The organism is Bradyrhizobium sp. USDA 4501 (genome assembly GCF_054062115.1).
Window position 1 is genome coordinate 7150713 of sequence record NZ_JBSSEX010000001.1, and the last position, 21842, is coordinate 7172554.

Below are 21842 nucleotides of genomic sequence, written 5' to 3' on the forward strand. Positions count from 1 at the left end.
AAAGGATATTGCCATGAAACTCGATTCATCGGTCGCCGCCGTCGTCACCGGTGGGGCTTCCGGCCTTGGTGCTGCCACCTCGCGCGCGCTGGCTGCGCAAGGCGTGAAAGTCGCGATCTTCGACTTCAACGAAGAGAAGGGTGAAGCAATCGCCAAGGAAATCGGCGGTGTGTTCTGCAAGGTCGATGTCACCTCGGACGAGCAGGTCGATGCGGGCTTTGCCAGGGCCCGCGCGGCGCATGGCCAGGAGCGCATCCTGGTGAACTGCGCCGGCACCGGCAATGCGGTGAAGACCGCCGGCCGCGACAAGAAGACCGGCGAGCCCACCCACTTCCCGATCGACGCCTTCAACCGCATCATCCAGATCAACCTCGTCGGCACCTTCCGTTGCATCGCCAAGTCGGCGCAGGGCATGCTGTCGCTGGCTCCGCTGGAGCACGGCGAGCGTGGTGCGGTCGTCAATACAGCCTCGGTCGCGGCCGAAGACGGCCAGATGGGGCAGGCGGCTTACTCAGCCTCGAAGGCCGGCGTCGTCGGCATGACCCTGCCGATCGCGCGCGATCTGATGGCCGAAGGCATCCGCGTCAACACCATCCTGCCGGGCATCTTCAACACCCCGCTGCTGCAGGGCGCACCGGAAAACGTCAAGGCCGCGCTCAGCGCGTCGGTGCCGTTCCCCAAGCGTCTCGGCATGCCGGAGGAATATGCGCATCTGGCGCTGACCATGATCACCAACGGCTACTTCAACGGTGAAGATGTCCGTCTCGACGGCGCCATCCGCATGGCTCCGCGTTGAGCGATCAGGAGACCAAAGCGATGTCCGAAGAAACTCCGGTCCTCACTGAAGTCCGCGGACCGATACTGATCATCACCCTGAACCGGCCGGAAGCCAAGAACGCGGCCAACCTCGCCCTCTCCAAGGGCGTGGCCGCGGCGATCGACCGGCTCGACGCCGACGATTCCCTGAGCGTCGGCATCATCACCGGCGCCGGCGGCACATTCTGCTCGGGCATGGACCTCAAGGGGTTCCTGAAAGGCGAGCGGCCGTCGATCCCCGGCCGCGGCTTCGCCGGCCTCACCGAGGCCCCGCCGAAGAAGCCGCTGATTGCGGCTGTCGACGGCTACGCGCTCGCCGGCGGGATGGAGATCGCGCTGTCGTGCGACATGATCGTCGCCAACCGCAACGCGAAGTTCGGGATCCCCGAGGTGAAGCGCGGACTTGCGGCCGCTGCCGGCGGGCTAATCCGCATGCCGCGCCAGATGCCGTTCCGTGTGGCGATGGAGTTCGCATTGACGGGCGAGTTCTTCGGCGCCGAGCGCGCCCATCAACTCGGCATCATCAATCGCGTGACCGATGGCCCGGCGCTCGACGCCGCGCTTGAGCTCGCGGCAGCGATCGGCGCCAACGGCCCGCTCGCCGTCAAGGCATCCAAGCAGGTGATCGTCGAATCCCGGCTCTGGCCGGAAGATGAGATGTGGAAGAGGCAGCAGGAGATCGTCGGTCCTGTCTTCGTATCCGAGGATGCCCGCGAGGGCGCGGCTGCCTTTGCCGAAAAGCGCGCGCCGAACTGGAAGGGCAAGTAGGGCATCGCCTGTTTCGATGACGGGGCGTCGGTTTTGATTGCAGCAGAACCGGCGCTCTAAACTTTTTACGATGCCTCGCCGTACGTCGGTGGGCTTCCACGAGAGCGCTATTGGGTGATTGATGCGCAGCTTTACCGAAGACCAGGTCATTTTCCGCGACTCCTACCGCAAGTTCCTCGCCAGCGAAATCACGCCTCACATGGAGGAGTGGCGGGAAGCCGGCATCGTCGACCGCAGCGCGTTCAAGAAGGCCGGCGACCTCGGCTTCCTGATGATCTGGCCCGAGGAAAAATACGGCGGAATGGGCGACGAGGACTTCCGTTACGAGCAGATCATCATCGAGGAGACCGCGCGCTCGGGCTGCAAGGGCTGGTTCAACACGCTGCACAGCCGACTGGTCGGATCCTACTTCAAGCGCTTCGGCACCGAGGAGCAGCGCGACCGGTTCCTGCCGAAATGCGTCAGCGGCGAGACGATCCTGGCGATCGCGATGACCGAGCCCGGCGCGGGCTCGGACCTCGCCGGCATGCGGACCACGGCGGAAGACAAGGGCGATCATTTCCTGCTCAATGGCTCGAAGACCTATATTTCCAACGGCATCAATTCCGACGTGGTGATCGTCGCGGCCAAGCTCGCGGGCGCCGAGAAGAAGCATGCCATGGTGCTCCTGATCGTCGAGCGTGGCATGGAAGGTTTTGAGCGCGGCCGCAATCTCAAGAAGATGGGCATGCCGGCGCAGGACACTGCCGAACTGTTCTTCAACAATGTGAAGGTGCCCAAGGCCAACGTGCTGGGAGAACCCGGCAAGGGCTTTTACTATCTCATGGAAGGCCTTGCCGAGGAGCGGCTAATCTCCGCGGTCGGATCGATCGCCAATGGCCGCAAGGCGTTCGACATCACGCGCACTTACGTGATGGACCGCAAATTGTTTGGCCGGCCGCTTGCCGAACAGCAGAATACCCAGTTCCGCATGGCGGAGATGGATGCCGAAATCGATCTCGTGCAGGTCTATGTCGATCACTGCGTGGCCGAGCACAATGCCGGACGCCTGACCAGCAATATGGGCGCCAAGGCCAAGATGATGTCGTCGGAGGTCGAGTGGAAGATGCTCGATCTTGGCGTCCAGTTGCACGGCGGCGCAGGTTACATGGACGAATATCCGATCAGTCGCATGTTTACCGACGCGCGCGTCAATCGAATCCTCGCAGGAAGCTCCGAAGTGATGCGGCTGATCATCGGCCGCGATGTCTTCTCGGAGCACTACAAGAGCATTCTGGACTAGCCGGTCACCACGACCGGCTATCTGCCTTCGCTCCGCATCAGCCGCGGGCCTGCCGCAGTGGTTCGCGCGCATGCTCCTTCGAGCGCAGCAATGCATCGACGAAGATCGGCTCCCAGGAGCGGATGTGCGTGCGCAGCAGGGTGGTCAGCGCCTCGGTCTCGCCGGCGAGCGCGAGCTCGATCAACCGGTAGTGCTCAGGCACTGACGCTTGCTGCCGCTCGTGGCCCGCGCGGGAGCTGATGCCGTAGAGCCGCATCTTGTCGCGCAGCCCCATCACCGTGTCGGTCAGCAGGTCGTTGCCGGCGGCGGCGATGAACTCGCGATGATAGTTGCGGTCGGCTTCCAGATAGAGCTGGACGTCGTCGGTCTCCACGGCTCTGGCGATCTGGTCGGCCCAGCCGCGCACGATTGTTAGATCCTTCGGCGGATTGGCGGCGACCAGCACGGCGGCGTGCAGCTCGAGCACTTCGCGCATGTCGAACAGGTTGCGCAGTTCGACCAGCGTCGGCTCGACCACCTTGAAGCCGCGGTTGCGCATCGGCTCGACCAGACCGCCGCGGCTGAGCTCGAGCAGCGCCTCGCGCACCGGCGTCGAGGAGACGCCGAGGCTCGCCGCGAGACTCGGCACCGAATACATCGTGCCCGGAAGGCTCTGCCCGGAAATGATCTCGGCCCGCACCCGCTGCAGCACCTGTTCTCGTAAATTCTGGTCCATCGGTGGTCGTGGCCGCCTCTCACTGGGAATTCCGATTCGTCGCTGATTATTACTTAGCCTTGACGCCGCCGGTAGCGTATGACGTAAATGTGTAACGCATTACAAGAATGCGTCACAAGGGGCGATCGGATAGTGAGACGGCGGTGAAACAGCGGCTACCCGGCTATTGCACGCTTTGTCGTTCGCGCTGCGGTGCCGTCACCGTGGTCGAGGATGGGCGCCTTGTCGGCGTAGAGGTATTGAATAACCACCCGACAGGCGGCGCGCTTTGCGCCAAGGGCAGGGCGGCGCCCGAAATCGTCGCCAGCCCGCGCCGTCTGACCGTCCCGCTGAAGCGGACCCAGCCGCGCGGTGCTGCCGATCCGGGCTGGGTCGAGGTGTCGTGGGACGAGGCCTTGACCGAGATCGCCGCCCGGCTCGGTACAATCCGCGCCGAGAGCGGCGCCGAGGCGGTGGCGTTCGGCGTCACCACGCCGAGCGGCACGCCGATGGTCGACAGTTTCGAGTGGGTCGAGCGCTTCATCCGCGGCTTCGGCAGCCCCAATCTGATCTACGCGGTCGAGATCTGCGGCTGGCACAAGGACTATGCGCACGCGCTGACCTTCGGCCGCGGCATCGGCTTTCCCGATTACGACAATGCCGATGCGATTATCCTGTGGGGCCACAATCCGGCGCGGACCTGGCTTGCCCAGGCAACGCGGATCGCCGATGCGCGGCGGCGCGGCGCCAAGGTCGTGGTGATCGATCCCAAGCCGAACGGCTCGGGGCAGCAGGCCGATCTGTGGCTGCGCATGCGCCCGGGCGCCGATGGCGCGCTCGCGATGGGGGCGATCCGTCACCTCATCGCGACCGGCGGCTTCGATGCGGATTTCGTCAACGCATGGACCAATGGATCGCTGCTGGTCGATCGTGCGACGGGACGCTTCCTGCGCGCCGACGCATTGTGGCCGGATGGCGCGCCGGAGGCTTTCGTTCGTCTCGATGCGTCGGGCGCGCCCGTGCCTTGCGACACCCGCTACGCGCCGGAGAGCTGTGGCCAGCTGCGTGGCGCGCTGCAGGTCCGCACACGCGACGGCCGGCTGATAGCGGCGGCTACCGCGTTCGAACTGCTCGTCGAGCGAGCTGCGCCATACACGCCGGCGCGCGTCGCGGAGCTGACCTGGCTTCCTGTCGAGGACGTCGACGCGTTCAACACGCTGCTCGCTCGCCGGCCGCGGCTCGCCTACCATTCCTGGACCGGCGTCGGCCAGCACACCAACGCGACCGCGATCGAGCGCACGATTGCAACGTTGTATGCGCTGACCGGCGCTTGCGATCGGCCCGGCGGCAATCGCTGGCCGGTGCCGCCGCCGACCCGTGCCCTCAACGACTACAACATCCTGTCGCCGGAGCAGCAGGCGAAGGCGCTGGGCATTACTGAGCTGCCGCTCGGCCCGCCGGCCAAGGGCTGGATCACGGCGCGCGATTTCAGCAGGGCGGTGCTCGACGGCGAGCCCTACCGGGTGCGCGCGCTGGTCGCCTTCGGCACCAACTTCGTCGTCTCGCAGGGCCATTCCGAGCGCAACCGCGCCGCGCTGAACGCGCTGGAATTCCAGGTCCATATCGACATGTTCATGAATCCGACCGCGGAGAGCGCCGATTTCGTGCTGCCGGCCAGCACGCCATGGGAGCGCGATGCGCTCAAGATCGGATTCGAGATCACGCAGGAAGCTGTCGAGACGGTGCAGTTACGCCCGCGCATGGTCGAGCCGGTCGGTGAGGTGAAGGCCGATTACGAGATCGCCGCCGCGCTCGCGCTCAAGCTCGGGATGGGCGACTTGTTCTTCGGCGGCGACATCAAGGCCGGGTGGAACTACCAGCTGGCGCCGCTCGGCATCGGGGTCGAGGATTTGCGCGACCATCCGGAAGGCCGCCGTTTCCCGCAGGTCTTCCGCGACGAAAAATACGCCGTGGCGCGCGAGGACCGAACGGTTGCCGGATTCTCAACGCCGACGCGCCGCGTCGAGCTTTATTCCGAGCTCATGCTGGGACACGGGTATGATCCCTTGCCCGACCATGTCGAGCCGGTCGGCAGCCCGCTCACGGCAGCGCCGGATGCACGCTTTCCGCTCGTGCTTTCCACTGCCAAGAGCGGCTGGTTCGTTCACTCCTCCTATCGGCACGTCGCCTCGCTGCGGCGCAAGTCGCCCGATCCGGCCGTCGAGATCAGTCCGCAGCTGGCCAAGCGGCGTGGCCTTGCCGAAGGCGACTGGGCCGTGGTGGAGACGCATGGCGGTGCCGTGCGCCTGAAGGTACGCATCAATGCGGCGCTCGACGATCGCGTCGTCGTCGCCGAATTCGGCTGGTGGGAAGACTGTCCGCCGCTCGGCCGCGAGCGTTCCGCGACGGCAGGCATCCACACCCGCAACATCAACGCCGTGCTGCATGACGATGCGCGCGATCCGGTCAGCGGCTCCGTCCCGCTGCGCGCGATCGTCTGCGATATCAGGCGCGACGGAATTGCCAGTCGCGGCCTGTGGAGCGGTCAGCGGCGTTTCACGGTCGGCGCGCGTCGCGCCGAGGCGGATAATGTCATCGCGCTCAACCTGCTGCCGCTTGACGATGGTCCGCTGCCCGACTTCCTGCCGGGCCAGCACGTGATGGTCTCGCTGCCCGGCGCAACGCAGGCACGGGCCTATTCGCTGACCGGATCGGGCGATCGGCCGGATGTGCTCTCGATAGCGGTGAAGGGGCGCTTCTTCAATGAGGCGCCGAGTGGCGATGCGCCGTTCTTCATGCCGGATCGTCTGCACCGTCTTGCCGTCGGAGACGAGGTCGTGCTGGAGCCGCCGGGCGGCATTTTCACGCCGCCATTGAAGGGGCAGCGGCCGCTGATCTTCCTCGCCGCCGGCATCGGCATCACGCCGTTCATCAGCCATCTCGAAACGCTGCAACGGATTGCCCCACAAGATCGCGTTGGCGAAATCCTGCTGCTCCACGGCTGCCGCAGCAGTCGGGAGCATCCGTTTGCCGAGCGGCTTGCGGAGCTGGAAGCCGGTATTCCGGGGCTGAAGCGTGTGACGTTCTATTCCGCGCCGTTCGCGCAGGACCCGATCGACTCGCATGCGCTGCGCAAGGGGAGGGTTGATCTCGGACAGGTCAAGCCGCTGTTGCCGCGCCGGCCGCTGGTCTACATCTGCGGCTCGCCGGAATTCGTTGCGGCACAGATCGAGGCCGTGACGGCGCTTGGCGTGCCGCGCTTCGACATTTTCGCCGAAAGCTTCGTGTCGCCGCCGTCGGTACCGAGCAATCTTGCGCCGCGCACCGTCCGGCTTGCGGGCAGCAAGCAGAGTTTTTCTTGGCGGCCGGAGCAGGGGACGCTGCTTGATGCGGCGGGTGCGGCGGGCGTCGCGCTGCCGAGCGGCTGCCGTGTCGGGCAATGCGAAAGCTGCGCGGTTCAGGTCGTCGATGGCGAGTTCACCCATCTCGGCGCTGTCGATGGCAGTGAGGGACAGTGCCTTGCCTGCCAGGCCGTGCCGCTGACCGATCTTACGCTCGCGCTTTGATGACGAAACCCGATTGAAGGCAGTAACCGAATTACCGGAAGGGGATCAGATTGATGACGAATGCAACGCACGATCAAACCGTGAGCTTACGAAAACCTGTCGCGGACAACATCATCGCGCGATTTTCGCAAGCCCTGGTAGCATTCGCGGAGCGCTGGTTTCCGGATGCCTACGTCTTCGTCCTGATCGCGGTGATTGCGGTCGCAATCGGCGCGATCCTGCATGGCGGTTCGCCGCTCGCCGTCAGCCGCGCCTTTGGCGACGGGTTCTGGAACCTGATTCCCTTCACGATGCAGATGGCGCTGGTCGCGATCGGCGGCTATGTCGTGGCGATGTCGCCGCCGGTGGCGGCCGTGCTGGCGCGGCTCGCCAGCGTGCCGAAGACCGGGCGCGGCGCCGTGGTCTTTGTCGGTGTGCTCAGCATCTTCCTGTCGCTGCTGAACTGGGGCCTGAGCCTGATCTTCTCCGGCCTTCTGGTGCGCGAGATCGCACGGCGCACCGACATCAGGCTCGACTACCCGGCGGCCGGCGCCGCCGGCTATCTCGGGCTCGGCTGCGGCTTCACGCTCGGCATCACGTCCTCGGCCGCGCAGCTGCAGGCCAATGCCGGCAGCATTCCGGCATCGCTTCTGCCGATCACCGGCGTGATCGGTTTCTCCGAAACCATCTTGACCTGGCAGAATATGGTCACCGTCGTGATGGTGACCGTGGTCTCTGCTGCGATCTGCTATTTCACGACGCCGGCGCCCGAGCAGGCCAGGACGGCGGAAGACCTCGGCGTTGCGCTCGGCAATGATCGCATCGAGGCCAGGAAGCCGGCGCGTCCGGGCGACTGGCTCGAGTTCAGCCCGCTGCTGACGATCCTGATCGCGCTCCTTGCCGCCGGCTGGTTGTGGCAGACGTTCCAGTCGGGCAATCCGTTGATCACGCTGTCCGGCCTCAACACCTATAATTTCGTCTTCCTCATCCTCGGCATCGTGCTGCACTGGCGTCCGCGCAGCCTCATCGAGTCGTTCTCGAAGGCGATGCCGAGTGTCTCCGGCGTACTGTTGCAGTTTCCGTTCTACGCCGGCATTGCGCAGATCCTGACCAAGGTCCCGAACAGCAGCGGCACGACGCTGTCGGACACGATCGCACACTGGTTCGTCGGCGCCTCCAGCAATTCCACCGTGTTTTCGTTCCTGGTCGGAATCTATTCGGCGCTGCTCGGCTTCTTCGTGCCGTCGGCGGGCGGAAAGTGGATCATCGAGGCGCCCTACATCATGAAGGCGGCCAACGACATCGGCGCGCATCTCGGCTGGACGGTGATGGTCTACAACATCGCCGAGACGCTGCCGAACTTCATCAACCCGTTCTGGATGCTGCCGCTGCTCGGCATCCTCGGCCTGAAGTCGAAGGATCTGATCGGCTACACCTCGGTGCAGTTCTTCATCCATTTCCCGATCGTGATGCTGTTGGCGGCGATCCTGATGGCGACCTTCACCTATCACCCGCCGATCCTGCCCTGAGCGACCTTGGCCGGGCACCGGGATGCACGGTGTCCGGCCAATTCAGCGCTCCACGACCGTCACCACCAAAACTGTGCTGTTTTTCCGCTGGCCGCGAATGAGGCGTCGCGCCGGGCTCTTATCTTTGGTCAGCCATTTCATTGACCGCCGCGCGGTTCGGCCGGATATTGCTGCGCGATACTCCGCGTTGTTCAAGGCCACCGCAATGAGACACGACCACCGCAGCTTGATGTGCGACATGCGAAGCCGCATGCAGCATCGCTGCGTCTCGGCGGCGACCGGCGTCTGTTGTTGTTAATCGCTTCGACAAATCCAAAGCATCCGACAATCTGACTGGAGCGCCGTCATTCGGCGATCGAACACGCATGTCCCAAACCCAAATGTCCCAAGCCTATGTCATCGAAGTATCGGATCGCACCGCTGGCATCGTCGTCAGCGATAGCCGCGGCTTCTGCTTCTTCTCCTCCGACCGCGCCTTTGACGGCCTCGACGGCGGCTATTTCGGCTCCGCGCGCGCCGCGGAGCGCGCGGTGAGGGCGCATTTGCAGCAGCGCCGCGAGGTCCGGGGCCGTGCGACGCGCGGTTGAGGCCGTGTCTCAGGAGGCCGCGGCGAGCGGCGGCGAGACCACCTGTGGTGCTTCGGGCACCTGCGTGGTAGTCGTCGCCAGCTGGAAGCGGATGCCGTGCAACGAGCAGGTCAGCGGGATGCCGCGAAAGTCGTCGTGGAAGGCGCGGATCCGGCGCGCCAGCTCACTGGGGTTGATGCCGGTGGGAAGCTCGCACATCTCGCGGTACATCTGTCGGGTGCTCTTGATTCCGCACCAGGCGATCTCCAATTCCGCCAACGGCGTGGGATCGCAGGCGAGATCGCGTGACATCCGCCAGAGCAGATGGGCAAGCCGCACATAGGCGATCTGTTCGAGACCGCGCACGCTGATCTTGTCGGGAATGATGAAGGACTCGACCCCGACGATCGGGCCGGAATCGACGCGCGCGGCCATCACATGGGCCGTCGCGCCGAAGGTGCGGGCACCGTCATAGAGCGCGAAATGCGCCGGCGCCCAGCCGGGATATTGCGGCGGGCCGGGATGGAAATTGTAGGCGCCGCGGCCGAGCGCCGCCAGAATGTGCTCCGGCACGATGACGCTGGCGGTGAAGGCCAACAGCCGGGCCTCGCGCAAGACCTCCGGCTCGATCGCGGCGAGCTCGTCGGCCGTTACCGCGCAGCGGAATGACAGCGCCGGATTGTGCGCCTTCAACAGCTCGGTAAGCGCGAATTGCTGGTTGGCGACGCCGGTAAGAAGGATGATTGTCTTCACGATGTCGATGTCCTTCCCTTGCTCTGTCTTCCCAGCATTCATCAGCCGCGCTGCCCGGCCATCACGACGACGCTGCCGGCATCGCGGGACTGGCCCACGGTGCGGAACAGGTCGGCCGGCAGCGTCTGCCACGGCGCGATCTCGATGATGCGGTTGTTTGCGCTTTTCGCGGCCGATTTCGCCGCGCGGATATCGTCCTGCCAGGGGCAGAGTGCGAGCTCGAGCCGGCCGAACCCGCCGCAATCGGCCGCGAACGCGCCGGTGACCGCCTCGATGCTGGCAGCCATTTCGCGCGCGTCGCTGGTCGCGATATCGCGCATGATCACGGTGATCGCATCATTCGAGGCCGCCTGCGACCGGATCACGATCATGGCGTCACGGCCGCCGCTGCGGCCGGCGCGCCGCGCGGCCCGCATCGCGACGCCGAATTCGGCGTCCGGTCCAAGATCGCTGCTGTCGGTGGGCAGGTCGTGAACGACCGTGGTGTGGCGGGGCGTGCCGGCGTCTTCGGCCGGAGCGTGGTATGAGCGCGGCAGCCAGACGGTGTCGAGCGCCATCTGTGACGATGTCAGGCTCCAGGCCTGGTCGAGCAGATAGCCTTCCCAGACCGCGGGATAGGCGCTCGCGATGTGATGCCAGTTGCGCAGCACCGCTTCGGCGGCGGGCGAACGGGCGAGATAGAGGGTGCGCGCCGACATTTCCCACCGGTTCCATTTGTGAAGCGCGATGTCGCATGCGAGGGACGACGGCAGCATTGGCGGCTCGCTGAGGACTGCGTCGGCCTCGATGAACAGCAGCGGCTCGCGATGCTGCTCCCACATCCGCAGCAAGAAGGCGGATTTCTCGGCTGCGCGCATGTGCTCGCCGTCTGCGGTGTCGATCGGTGCGATATCGCAGGGGATCCGAAATTCGGCCAGCTTGTCGCGGAGAGCGCGGGCATGGTCGTCGCCGCAAGCGCGGGGATAGCAGGAGACCACGCGCAGCGATGCCTCGGACCTTGAGCCTTGCTCGGGCGCGATCGGGCGCCAATTGAGGCCGCCCCACCACATCTCATGCGGGCCATCGAAGCTCGGCCCGATCGTTCCGAAGTCGGTCAACTTGGATTTCAGGAAGTCGAAGGCGGGATTCTCGCCGAAGGGGACGACGACCGCGCAGTTGGCGCGAAGCGACCGGTAAAGCATCTCGGCGGCGGGGCCGCTCGGCGGCTCGACGAGGATGATGACGCCATGGTCCCTCGCCGGCACTGAGCTGGCCTGATGGACGACCGCGGGTCCGAGCCGCTCCGACAACCATGCGAGCCGCCGGCGCTGCGCCGCGCTCATCCGGATGCCGTTCGCCGCCAGCAATTGGTCGAAGTTCGTCTGCAAGCCGTCAGCTTGCGCCGTGCCAACAGAAGTCATGCCCGCACTACCCCTCGTTAACCTTCTACGTGCGGGGCGGCCGGATCAGGCGGACAAATCAGCTGTTGTTGTTCGTTGTCGGCATGCCTCTGGCGCTGCGCCAGGTCAGTGTGGCCGAAGCGGCGCCGTTGCCGTCGCGGTCCGCGACCGCAAGGATGCGGTCATGGTCGAGGGCGGTCAGCGCGACCGTGTAGATGGCGACGTCGTCTTCGAAGCCGTCGACGGGGATGAGCAGCATGCCGTCGTCACTGGTGGCGCGGAAGTGACGGCCGCGCCGTTCGAGGCCGACATCGATGAGCCGTCCCTCGGCGATCGCTGTCACGTTCGAACCCTCGGCGGCTTTCGCGGCGCTCTCGCCATATTGGACCGTGATGCCGTGGAGCATCCCGTCGCGGGTGAGCTTGGCCAGCGGCAGCACGATAGTCGCGATTGCCATCCGGCGCGACAGCGGGATCCGCAGGCGAAGATCGCCGAGCCCGGTGTGATAGACGCTGATCGCCTCCAGCGACGCCTGGCCGTTCCGCTCGAACAGACCGACCTGCAGCGTCCCGCACAGCGCTTCGCCGAACACGCTAGCGGGCAGGCGATTGGCGCCGAACAGCGTGTAGAGATAGGCATGCGACGGCGACAGGGCGGCAAAGCTGCCCGCCAGCCACATCGGGGGCGCCGGAGCCGTGCAGGCGGTCATGAGGCCGCGGGCGATGATGCTATCATTGACGAAGTCGGCATCGAGCAATGGCGCCAGCGCCGGGGTGCCGAGATTGACGTCATGCTTGATGCCGCCGAGCAGCGCGAGCTCATCAACGTCCGGCAGCAGAAGGAGGCGGCCGAGCACGGCGGCGGTCCAGCGCGCCGCGACCGCGGGGGCGGCATCGGGCTGCAATCCGTAGCGTGGTGCCAGCTCGCGGGCGCGCGAAACATAGGCCAGCGTTCCGGATTGCACCTCGGTCGCCAGCGCCAGCTGGGCGGCCGGGCGCTGATCACCCTCGCGCAATACCTCACCGCCGCGATAATCCCGCGCCGATCCTTCCGTGGAACAGCACAGCTGCTCCAGCAAGGCGACGTTGCGGATCAGCATGCGCTTGACGTGCGGCGTGACGACGCGATCAGAGACCAGGCCCTCCGCGGTGTCGTCATCGGAGATGCCGTCGAAGGCATCGTCAAGCGTCAGCAGATAGGCACCGTGCAGGCGGATGCGGATGCCCTCGCGATCGAAAATTCGCCGCAGCGACTTCTGCACGCTTGCGGAATAGCCGAGGTCGACCAGGATCAGATCGGTGCAGCCATCGAAATCCCGGATATGCGCGCGAAGATAGGTCAGCAAACGGGTCCGGACACCGGCAGCGATATCGGTGATCTCGCGCGGGTCCATCAGATCGGGCAGGGCGTCGGCGAGTTCGCGGCCGCTGGCAATGCCGTCGGGATACTGCGCGAAGAACTTCATCACGGCGGGCGGCTGCACCTTGACGATGTCGATAAAGGTCGCCGCGTCGATCTTGACGACCCGGCTCAGCAGCTCACAGAGTGGTTCGAGCGTATCGGCAGACCCGACCAGGCTGACGCGACGATTGATCTCGATATAGGCGCCGGTCTCGCCGTGGTTTGCCTGCCAGACGCGATGCGGCAGCAGGCCGTCGCGGCCGAGGAAGCCGACCGCCACGCGCGCGCCCTCGCGAGCAAGCGTGCTGCGCCGCGCAGAAATGAATGCGTCGAACGCCGCCATCACCGGGCCGAGCACGGTCACGCCGAGGTCGAAAGCGGGAGCAGGCTCCGCGCTCTTCGCCGTCACCGCGCGCCGCAGCGTGCGGGCGCCGCAGTCGAGCCGCGACGGCTGATCGGGGCACAGCAATTCAAAGATCGATGTCTCGCGTTGAAACTTGGAAGCCAGCGCCGCGCCGGCCTGCGGGTAGTAGCGCGGACGGATGCCGTGACGGCGCGCGCCCTTGATATCGGCGGTGTGGTTGTCGCCGACATGGAACGAGCTTGCCGCGTCGATGCCTTGCTCGGCGAGATAGGCCTCAAACAGCGCCTCGCTCTTGCTGCTGCCGTGATCGCAGGACGCATAAAGGAAATCCCAGCTCAGCCCGGGACTGCAGGAACGCAGCAGCTGCGCGAGCTGGTCGGTGCTCCAGTAGGTGTCGGAAATGAAGCCGACACGAAAACCGCCGCGCTTCATGTCCAGATATTGCTCGAGCATTTCGGGATTGGCGCGGCACAGCTCGAGCTCGGTCTCGAACTCGATCTGCGCGAGATCCTGCAACGCATCGCGGCTCAGGCCGAACAGCCTGAACGGAAAGTATTTGTAGATGTCGGCGATGCGCACTTCAGTTGAGCCGCACCGCTCCTGCGATACCTTGCGCGCCCGCGCCTCCGCCTGGATTCGATGCTGAACGAAACTGGCGGACATGTTCGGAAATTTTTCAGCAATGCGGCAACGCTGAAAAACCCTTTCAAATACGCCATCCGGCGTCGTGCAGGCGCGCAACAGAAATGTATCGAAAACATCGAATGAACATGCAGAAACATTCTGCGCTCGACGCGTCGCGTCGACCGTCATGATCGTCATGCGCAAAATTCCCGCCAGTCCTCATGCGTTGAACGCGCGCGTGAGACAAATCAGGCGCGACAGTTCAAAAAAGTTGATGCGGGATTCGAAAACGCGCGCTTCGCGACTGACAGATTCAAAAAATCCGATAACGTCGAAACAGTGATTCGGAAAAAATTGCCTAGTCGCAATCGTCGAATGCAAGATGGCGACCAACGGCGGTGAGTCACTCGCATGCTCGGCGCATGCATGGGTTCGCGTGGCGTTAGTTGGTGTGACAACAGCGTTTTCCGACGCGACGATCTCTTCCGCGGAAATGCGAGGCGATGCTGAACGACTGCTCCAAACTCCGTCGCATTTTTCCCTGCGCCTGCGCGCAGCGGCAGCTTTTGCCGGGCGGTCGGCAAAAACATCCAGCTAAGCGTTTGAAAAATAACGAAAAAAGTTCGCCTGGTTTGCTGGACCCCTCCGTTCAACGCTCAGAAGCCGCATGGAATGTGTGCCAGCGGCGTTGGTTGGAGAGCGGCGGATGAGTTACGCGCTTGATATGAGGGCACCGGCCGAAGTGGAGGCCACGCCGGCCGCGGTTGCACCGGCCGAAGCGGCTGCTCCGTGGAGCAACGTCCCCACCGTTGCCGATGCGGGCCCGCTCGACACCGTCGAGATCCACGACGAAGACAAGGACTTGCTCGACCGTCTCGCCGCCGGCGACGAGACGGCATTTCGTGCTCTGGTCGAACGCCACGTCGATCGCGCCTACGCGATCGCGCTGCGCATCGTCGGCAACGCCGCCGACGCCGAAGACGTCGTGCAGGACACGATGCTGAAAGTGTGGACCCATCGCGGCCGCTGGCAGCATGGCCGCGCAAAGTTCTCGACCTGGCTCTATCGCGTCGTCAGCAACCGCTGCATCGATCTGCGCCGCAAGCCGCGCACCGAGAATGTCGATGTCGTGCCCGAGGTCGCAGACACCCAGCTCGATGCCTCCGCCGTGATCGAGCGCAACGAGATCGGCAATCTGCTGGAGGTCGCGATGCAGCGCCTGCCCGAGCAGCAGCGCGTCGCAGTGATCCTGTCGTATCACGAGAACATGAGCAACGGCGAGATCGCCGAGGTCATGGACACGACCGTGGCCGCGGTGGAGTCGCTGTTGAAGCGAGGACGGCAGCAGCTGCGCGAGATGCTGAAGCGGCACGAGCGCGACCTGCGCGGCGCGTTTACCGACTGCTAACCATAAATTCCAGCTTCTGAAGATTTTGCGCCTGACCACCGGCGGCCGGCCCGTTTGATCGGGCGGACGGGGGCTGGATCCGCGTCACCTCTCTTTTTCACGATGCGGCATGCCATGCCCCATCAGCACAGGAGCTACTCATGCCGGCAATCTCCACCAACACCGCCGCGAACTCCGCGGTCCGTTACCTCAACATCAACTCGCAGCAGGAAACCAGCGCGCTGTCGAAGCTGTCGAGCGGCTCGCGCATCACCTCGGCTTCCGACGACGCGGCCGGTCTTGCGATCTCGACCCGCATCTCCTCCGACATCACGACGCTGCAGCAGGCCGCCACCAACGCGGCGCAGGCGACCTCGATCCTGCAGACCGCCGACGGCGGCGCCTCCAACATCTCGGACATCCTGGCCCGCATGAAGTCGCTGGCTTCCGAGTCCGCCTCGGGCACCGTGGCCGATTCCAGCCGCGCCTACATCAACTCGGAATTCACGCAGCTCAAGGGCGAAATCGACTCGATCGCCAGCGGAACCCGCTACAGCAGCCAGAGCTTGCTCGACGGTTCGAGCGTGTTCTCCTCGGGCGTCTCGGTGCTGGTCGGTTCGACCTCGGCCGACACCATCACGATCACGCTGACGAGCCTCACGGCCTCGTCGCTGTCCGTGACGTCGCTCGATGTGTCCAGCCTGTCGAGCGCCACCAGCGCGATGACGGCTCTCGACACCGCGATCGACAAGGTTTCGTCCGCACGCGCCGAGATCGGTGCTCAGGAATCCCGCTTCAACTTCAGCGCCGACTCGATCTCGACCCAGACCCAGAACCTGCAATCGGCCAACTCGGCGATCAAGGACGTCGATATCGCCTCCGAGCAGGCGACGCTGTCCTCGGCCGAGGTGAAGACCCAGGCCGCGGTCTCCGCTGAAACCGCGGCGAACCAGATGCCGCAGTACCTGCTGAAGCTGCTCGGCTAATTCGAAAGATCGATCGGGCCGGCATGATGCCGGCCCGGTTCCTATCGCGGCGGAAGTGTCGACATGACGGTTAGCAGCGCCACCTCGAGCACATCAAACACGACGTCGACCAGTTCCGCCAGCACGGTGACAACGACCGGCACGACCAATTCGACCAGCATCGATTGGGATGCCCTGATCGAGGCCGAGGTCAACGCCAAGCTCGCAGCGGCGACCTCGATCACCACGACGATCACCGCGAACCAGGCCAAGATCACGGCCTATCAATCGCTGCAGACCGAGCTGTCGACGCTGGCGACCGGGTTGTCGTCGCTCAGCACCTCGATCATCAATTCGATTGCCACCAACGCGTTCGCCACCCGGGCGGCGACGATCTCGTCCACCGGTGACGTCAGCGCCTCGTCGGCGCTCAACATGAGCGTCAACAGCGGCTCGGCGACCGGCGATCACACGCTCCAGATCACCCAGCTCGCAACCGCGCAGAAGGTGATCGGCTCCTCGCAGTCGAGCAGCTCGATGGCGCTGGGCCTCTCCGGCACTTTCTCGCTCGGCCTGTCCGGCGGCACCAGCACGGCGATCTCGATCACCAGCGGCATGTCGATGCAGGATATCGTCGACACCATCAACGCCCAGACCTCGACCACCAATGTCCAGGCCTCCATCGTCCAGGTGTCGAGCGGGTCCTACGAGATGGTGCTGACGGGGACGCAGGACGCCGCTGACATCGCCTATTCGTCGACGTCGGGCGATGACATCCTGAACGAGCTCGGCGTCACCGACACGTCCGAGGCGTTCACCGACGTGCTGCAGAAGTCGCAGTCCGCGGAGTTCACCCTCGACGGCATCGCGCTCACGCGTAACACCAACGACATTTCCGACGTCCTGTCCGGCGTCACGTTCGACCTGCTGCAGCCGACGCCGAGCGGCACCAGCCTCAACATCAGCATCGAGACCGACACCAGCCAGATCACGTCAGCGCTGCAGACCTTCGTCACCAACTACAACGCATTTCGCGACCAGGTGATCGCGCAGTCGGCGCAGAATTCCGACGGCACGGCCGCGTCGAGCGCGGTGCTGTTCGGCGACAGCACGATGCGCGATCTCATGACCCAGCTGCAGCAGGTGCTCAGCGGGACGGTCGGCGGCATGACGATGGCCGATCTCGGCCTGTCCTTCAATGAGAACAACGAGCTCCAGCTCGATACCGGAACGCTGTCGACGGTGCTGACGCAAAATCTCGCCGGCGTCACCCAGCTGCTGTCGGCGCAGACCGCCACTTCGTCCAGCCAGCTCAGTGTGGTCAATACCGGCACATCGCCGCAATCCTTCACGCTCGACCTCACGGTGGACTCCACCGGTACGCTGACCGGAGCCTCGGTCGGCGGCGACAGCTCCGGCTTTTCGGTGGTCGGCAACACCATCATCGGCAATTCAGGAACGATCTACGCCGGTATGGCCTTCACCTATACGGGCTCGACCTCGCAGTCGATCACGGTGACATCGTCGTCCGGTTTGGCGACGCAGCTCTACCAGCTCGCGCACACCAGTTCCGGAACCAGCGGTCAACTCCAGACCATGATCACCAACTTGCAGTCGCGCGACACCGACCTGCAGTCCCAGGTCAGCGACATTCAGAGCAATGCGGCGACGTTCAAGGCTCAGCTGCAGGTTCAATACGCCAATTACCAGGCGGCCATCGAAAGCGCGAACAACACGCTGGGCTACCTGAAAGCACTCCTAGATGCAGCATCGAGTAACTGATGACACAGAATGCCACGGCCTACCACGCCAACAATGCCTATCGATCCGCCGCGGTGGCGGTGCCGCCGCTGAAGGCGGTGGTGATGCTGTGCGACGGCGCGATCACGCTGTTGCAGAAGGCGCTGGACGCGCACGAGGCGAAGCGCTTCGAGGAAGGGCACATCTATCTGACGCGGGCGACCGCGATCCTGCGCGGGCTGAGCCACAATCTCGACTTCACCCGTGGCGGTGCGATGGCCGATCGTCTCTACCGCACCTATAACGCCCTGATCATGGCGTGCCTGCGCTCCTATGGCCGGCCGCAGGCCAGGGACAATTTCCGGCGCATCATCGCGAGCCTGGCGGAACTGCGCGACGCCTGGAAGTTCGTCGAGGCGACCGCCGGCAAGGCCGCCAAGGCCAGGGCACTCGACAAGACGCTCGAATCAGCCGCCGGCCGCTGAGCCCGGAGAGGGCCGCGAATCACCCGGCGAGGGCGGTTAGCGGGCGCAGCAAGGGGCCTGGGCGGGCGCCCTGGTTGGGGAAAATAGCCGTGCGGCAAGCACCATGCTGGACCTGATGCGGCAGCGGCGGAAATTGATTTCCGCCGTCCCGCGAATGCTTTATGACAGCCTTGGCGACGAGGCTGGATCTGCGCGCGCGATGGATGTTGCGACATTCGAAGACCTGATCGACCGGCTGGGGGAGGATCTGTCCCGCTGGCCCGACGATCAACGTCTTGCCGCCGCCCAGCTCCTGGCATCTTCGGCCGAGGCGCGGACGCTCTACGAGGAGGCGAGTGCGGTACGCCGCGCGCTCGCGGCGCCGCCGGTTCGCGCACCCAAGGGTCTTGCCGACCGCATCGTGACCGCGGCGGCGAAATTGCCCCAGAAGCCCGCTTCGGGGCCAGCCCCGACTGACGATCAGCTGAACGATGCACAAGCACCGGACCAATCCGCACAGCAAGGCAAGGTGCTGCCTGCGCTGCTGCTGGCCCTCTGCCTGTTGCCCGCATTGACGCCGCCGGCATTGATGCTCGGCGAGCCGGATCTGCCGATCAGCCTTTCGCTCTAAAACGCTCCGCATTGCCTTTGCAGCTGTCCGCGGGCTCTCGCGGCGAGATGCACGGCTGCGAGCCGCGAACCCGCAACGGACACGGCAAATTCTGCCGATTCATCAAGTGATTCCGGGCGGATGAATCCGCGCCTGAAATCGGCGCGTCATCCGTTTTATCTGCGAACGACATCACGACCCCAATGTTCCACCGCGTTCCGTCGCGCATCCCGCGGCGAAGAGAGCCTTGTCATGACCGTCTCCTCGGCAACCTCTGCTGCAACCTCCACCACGTCGAGCTCGTCGTCGAGCGCGTCGATGGGGATGAGCTCGACCGATTTCCTCAACCTTCTCGTCAGCGAGCTGCAAAACCAGGATCCGCTGAACGCCACCAGCACGACCGACTTCATCAACCAGCTCACCTCCTACGCCAACTTCACCGAGCAGCAGTCGACCAACGCCAGCATGACGTCGCTGGCGAGCTCGTTCTCGAGCCTCGTGACGCTCAACTCGGTCAACTATATCGGCCACACCGTCGAGGCGAAGACGAACACGGCGGAGCTGAGCAACGGCTCGGCGACCTTCGGCTACTCGCTCACCTCGGCTGCGTCCAACGTCGCGATCACGATCCAGGACTCCTCGGGCAACACGGTGTGGAGCGGCAAGGGGACCGGAACCGCCGGCTCCAACACCTTCACCTGGAACGGCCAGTCCGCCGACGGGACCCAGCTCAAGGACGGCGGCCAATACACGATTCAGGTGACCGCGACCGACTCCGCCGGAAACTCGCTGCTCAGCTACACCACGATGACAGGAACGGTGACCGGCATCGATGCCTCCGGCTCGACGCCCTCGCTGCTCGTGAACGGCGTTCCCGTCAGCGCCGCCAACATCATCGGCGTCACGTCCTGATTGCCTCCGGAGTTTTATCATGAGTCTCACTGGTGCTCTTTCCTCGGCGATCTCCGCGCTCAACGCGCAGAGCCAGTCGCTGGCAATGATTTCCGACAACATTTCCAACGCCGACACCACGGGTTACAAGACCACGTCGGCGATGTTCCAGGATCTGGTGACCGCGTCGAACAGCGCCACCTCATACACGTCCGGCGGCGTCACGGTGTCCGGCCGCGCCAACATCACCCAGCAGGGCTTGCTGTCCGCGACCACCAACGCCACCGACGTCGCGATCCAGGGCAGCGGCTTCTTCGTCACCACCAACGCGACGTCCGGCGGTACCACTTCCTATACGCGCAACGGCGCGTTCACCACCGACAATCTGGGTTACCTCGTCAACAACGGCAATTACCTCGAGGGCTGGCGCACCGACGCTGACGGCAACATCGTCGGCAATGCCTCTGCCGCGAGCCTCGGACCTATCAACACGCAGGTGGCGTCCACCAGCGGCAGCGCCACCACCAAAACCACGGTCGCGGCGAATCTGCCGGCCGATGCCGCCGTCGGTGCGACCTTCAATAGCTCGATGACGGTCTACGATTCGCTTGGCACGGCGAGCACGATCCAGATCGATTGGAAAAAGACCGCCGACAACAGCTGGCAGGCCAGTTTCGAGACGCCAAAGCTCGCCTCGGACTCCACGACAGACAGCGCCAACGCGATCAACGATACGGTGGATATCACCTTCAACAGCGACGGCTCGCTCGCCTCGACCAGCCCGAGCCCTCCCGTCATCTCGGTGACCGGCTGGAAGGATGGGGCGGCCGACAGTTCTGCCGCCAATGGCACGGCCATCACGCTCAATCTCGGTACGGCCGGCAAGACCGACGGCCTGACGCAGTATTCATCGGGCGAGACCACGCCAGCGGTCGATCTCACCAGCATCACGTCGGACGGTCTGCCCTATGGCAAGCTGAGCAGCATTTCGATCGGCAAGGGGGGCGTGGTCGACGCCACCTACTCCAACGGGCAGACGATCGCGATCTACAAGATTGCGGTCGCGACCTTCAGCGACCCCAACGGATTGAGCGCGGCTAGCGACGGCATGTACTCCGCGACGGCAGCTTCCGGCAACGCCACGCTGCAGACCTCGGGCACCAACGGCGCCGGCACGATCTACGGCAGCGAGCTGGAGTCGAGCACCACCGATACCAGCGGCCAGTTCTCCAACATGATCTCGGCGCAGCAGGCCTATTCGGCGGCCTCGCAGGTGATCACCACAGTCGACAAGATGTTCGATACGCTGATCTCGGCGGTGTCGCGATGATGACCGAAAAGCAAAATGACCGCTTGCTGGTCAGGCTTCAGCGGCTGAAGGCGAAGGCCGCTGCGGTCCGGCCGGACGATCGCGCGCAGCTTCGTGCGTTGCTCGACGATGTCGGAACGTTGCGGGACCAGCTAATGCGCGAATGCGCGCGGCTCGACCATGAACTCAACCGGGCCGCGGTCCGGGTAACGGCAATCACCGCGTACGGGCGCAGCGCACAATCGGTTCGCGCCCTGCGTCGCGGACACTAGCTTGAACGGGAGCGATGACATGACACCGGAACGCAACATCAAGATCAATCCCGCGGGAAATGACGAGCGCGCAAGGTCGTTGATCGCGCTGATCGACAATCTGATCGCGATCGTGAACGAGGAGAATGTCGAGCTCGCCAAGGGCTTGCCGGCCTCGCGACTGAAGCAGGTCGACGAGAAGCACCGCCTTGCCACCCTGTTCGAGCAGCGTGTGGCGGAGGCGGTCGGCAAGACGGCAAATCTCAACGTTCAGGATCGCGCGCTGCGCGAGCAGCTGATGGACCGGATCCTGAAGCTGCGCATGGCGATGGACGAGAATGTGATGCGGCTGCGTGCGGCGATCGATGCCAGCAATCGCAGGATCGAGGCGATCATGCAGGCGATCCGCGAGCAGATCGCCAACGTATCGCCTTATGGCGCCGGCGGTCGTCGCGTCACGCCGGCGATGTCCTATGGCACCAACGTGCGGGCCTGATCGGGCCG

Annotated in this window: 20 protein-coding genes; 15 read left to right on the forward strand and 5 right to left on the reverse strand. The window is 64.7% G+C overall.

The genetic code is table 11. The features are described 5' to 3' along the window. The first annotated feature begins 13 nt into the window (after positions 1–13). The 3 genes from ACVWZM_RS32920 (at position 14) to ACVWZM_RS32930 (ending at position 2866) form a co-directional block, all read left to right on the forward strand. The gene (locus tag ACVWZM_RS32920; protein ID WP_456834848.1) at positions 14–796 is read left to right on the forward strand and encodes an SDR family NAD(P)-dependent oxidoreductase; all 783 of its coding nucleotides are present in this window, start codon (positions 14–16) and stop codon (positions 794–796) included. A 20-nt stretch (positions 797–816) separates the two neighbouring features. Continuing rightward, positions 817–1584 (forward strand): crotonase/enoyl-CoA hydratase family protein, encoded by a 768-nt coding sequence (locus ACVWZM_RS32925; RefSeq protein WP_057020591.1) that lies wholly within the window; start codon positions 817–819, stop codon positions 1582–1584. 121 nt (positions 1585–1705) lie between these two features. Beyond that, positions 1706–2866, forward strand: a complete 1161-nt coding sequence (locus tag ACVWZM_RS32930) for an acyl-CoA dehydrogenase family protein (protein ID WP_456814786.1) — start codon at positions 1706–1708, stop codon at positions 2864–2866. Between the two features lie 37 nt (positions 2867–2903). Here the strand turns inward: ACVWZM_RS32930 and ACVWZM_RS32935 are convergent, their stop codons facing one another. Next, entirely contained in the window at positions 2904–3581 is a 678-nt protein-coding gene (locus ACVWZM_RS32935) for a GntR family transcriptional regulator (RefSeq protein WP_456816405.1), read from the reverse strand. Between the two features lie 143 nt (positions 3582–3724). On the opposite strand from ACVWZM_RS32935, the gene ACVWZM_RS32940 reads away from it, so the two are divergent. After that, complete coding sequence (locus tag ACVWZM_RS32940) at positions 3725–7126, forward strand: molybdopterin-dependent oxidoreductase (protein ID WP_456855612.1); 3402 nt, start codon at positions 3725–3727, stop codon at positions 7124–7126. 53 nt (positions 7127–7179) lie between these two features. Continuing rightward, positions 7180–8634: a short-chain fatty acid transporter gene (locus ACVWZM_RS32945; protein WP_456855613.1), complete on the forward strand. Its 1455-nt coding sequence runs from the start codon at positions 7180–7182 to the stop codon at positions 8632–8634. A 42-nt stretch (positions 8635–8676) separates the two neighbouring features. Here the strand turns inward: ACVWZM_RS32945 and ACVWZM_RS32950 are convergent, their stop codons facing one another. Further along, complete coding sequence (locus ACVWZM_RS32950; protein ID WP_456855614.1) at positions 8677–8874, reverse strand: hypothetical protein; 198 nt, start codon at positions 8872–8874, stop codon at positions 8677–8679. A gap of 125 nt (positions 8875–8999) precedes the next feature. On the opposite strand from ACVWZM_RS32950, the gene ACVWZM_RS32955 reads away from it, so the two are divergent. Next, positions 9000–9221, forward strand: coding sequence for a hypothetical protein (locus ACVWZM_RS32955; protein WP_456855615.1), 222 nt, complete (start codon positions 9000–9002; stop codon positions 9219–9221). A 9-nt stretch (positions 9222–9230) separates the two neighbouring features. On the opposite strand, the gene ACVWZM_RS32960 is transcribed toward ACVWZM_RS32955, so the two are convergent. Genes ACVWZM_RS32960 through ACVWZM_RS32970 form a run of 3 tightly spaced genes read right to left on the reverse strand, consistent with a single transcriptional unit; the run spans position 9231 to position 13760 of the window. After that, entirely contained in the window at positions 9231–9956 is a 726-nt protein-coding gene (locus ACVWZM_RS32960) for a formyltransferase family protein (protein WP_456856808.1), read from the reverse strand. Positions 9957–9994: 38 nt separating this feature from the next. Beyond that, the gene (locus ACVWZM_RS32965; RefSeq protein ID WP_456855616.1) at positions 9995–11353 is read right to left on the reverse strand and encodes a hypothetical protein; all 1359 of its coding nucleotides are present in this window, start codon (positions 11351–11353) and stop codon (positions 9995–9997) included. 58 nt (positions 11354–11411) lie between these two features. Continuing rightward, positions 11412–13760, reverse strand: a complete 2349-nt coding sequence (locus tag ACVWZM_RS32970; RefSeq protein ID WP_456855617.1) for a hypothetical protein — start codon at positions 13758–13760, stop codon at positions 11412–11414. Between the two features lie 667 nt (positions 13761–14427). Between ACVWZM_RS32970 and ACVWZM_RS32975 the strand changes: the two genes are divergently transcribed. From ACVWZM_RS32975 to ACVWZM_RS33015, 9 genes are all read left to right on the forward strand, one after another. Further along, positions 14428–15129, forward strand: coding sequence for an RNA polymerase sigma factor (locus ACVWZM_RS32975; RefSeq protein WP_076834197.1), 702 nt, complete (start codon positions 14428–14430; stop codon positions 15127–15129). A gap of 140 nt (positions 15130–15269) precedes the next feature. Then, positions 15270–16094, forward strand: coding sequence for a flagellin (locus ACVWZM_RS32980; RefSeq protein ID WP_028336954.1), 825 nt, complete (start codon positions 15270–15272; stop codon positions 16092–16094). 63 nt (positions 16095–16157) lie between these two features. Continuing rightward, entirely contained in the window at positions 16158–17855 is a 1698-nt protein-coding gene (gene fliD / locus ACVWZM_RS32985; RefSeq protein ID WP_456855618.1) for a flagellar filament capping protein FliD, read from the forward strand. Beyond that, positions 17855–18298 (forward strand): flagellar export chaperone FliS, encoded by a 444-nt coding sequence (locus ACVWZM_RS32990; protein ID WP_456816397.1) that lies wholly within the window; start codon positions 17855–17857, stop codon positions 18296–18298. The genes fliD and ACVWZM_RS32990 overlap by 1 nt, the downstream gene beginning before the upstream one ends. A 103-nt stretch (positions 18299–18401) precedes the next feature. After that, positions 18402–18908: a hypothetical protein gene (locus tag ACVWZM_RS32995; RefSeq protein WP_456855619.1), complete on the forward strand. Its 507-nt coding sequence runs from the start codon at positions 18402–18404 to the stop codon at positions 18906–18908. A gap of 231 nt (positions 18909–19139) precedes the next feature. After that, a complete protein-coding gene (locus ACVWZM_RS33000; RefSeq protein ID WP_076834188.1) occupies positions 19140–19799 on the forward strand; it encodes a flagellar hook assembly protein FlgD in 660 nt (219 codons plus the stop codon). 19 nt (positions 19800–19818) lie between these two features. Further along, the gene (gene flgE, locus ACVWZM_RS33005) at positions 19819–21108 is read left to right on the forward strand and encodes a flagellar hook protein FlgE (protein ID WP_310885677.1); all 1290 of its coding nucleotides are present in this window, start codon (positions 19819–19821) and stop codon (positions 21106–21108) included. Beyond that, positions 21105–21359 carry a hypothetical protein gene (locus tag ACVWZM_RS33010; protein WP_057020579.1) on the forward strand — a complete coding sequence of 85 codons (255 nt, stop codon included), beginning with the start codon at positions 21105–21107 and terminating at the stop codon, positions 21357–21359. Before flgE ends, ACVWZM_RS33010 begins: the two co-directional genes overlap by 4 nt. 19 nt (positions 21360–21378) lie before the next feature. Beyond that, on the forward strand, positions 21379–21834 hold the full coding sequence (locus tag ACVWZM_RS33015; protein WP_456855620.1) for a flagellar protein FlgN: 456 nt from the start codon (positions 21379–21381) through the stop codon (positions 21832–21834). The last annotated feature ends 8 nt before the right edge of the window (positions 21835–21842 follow it).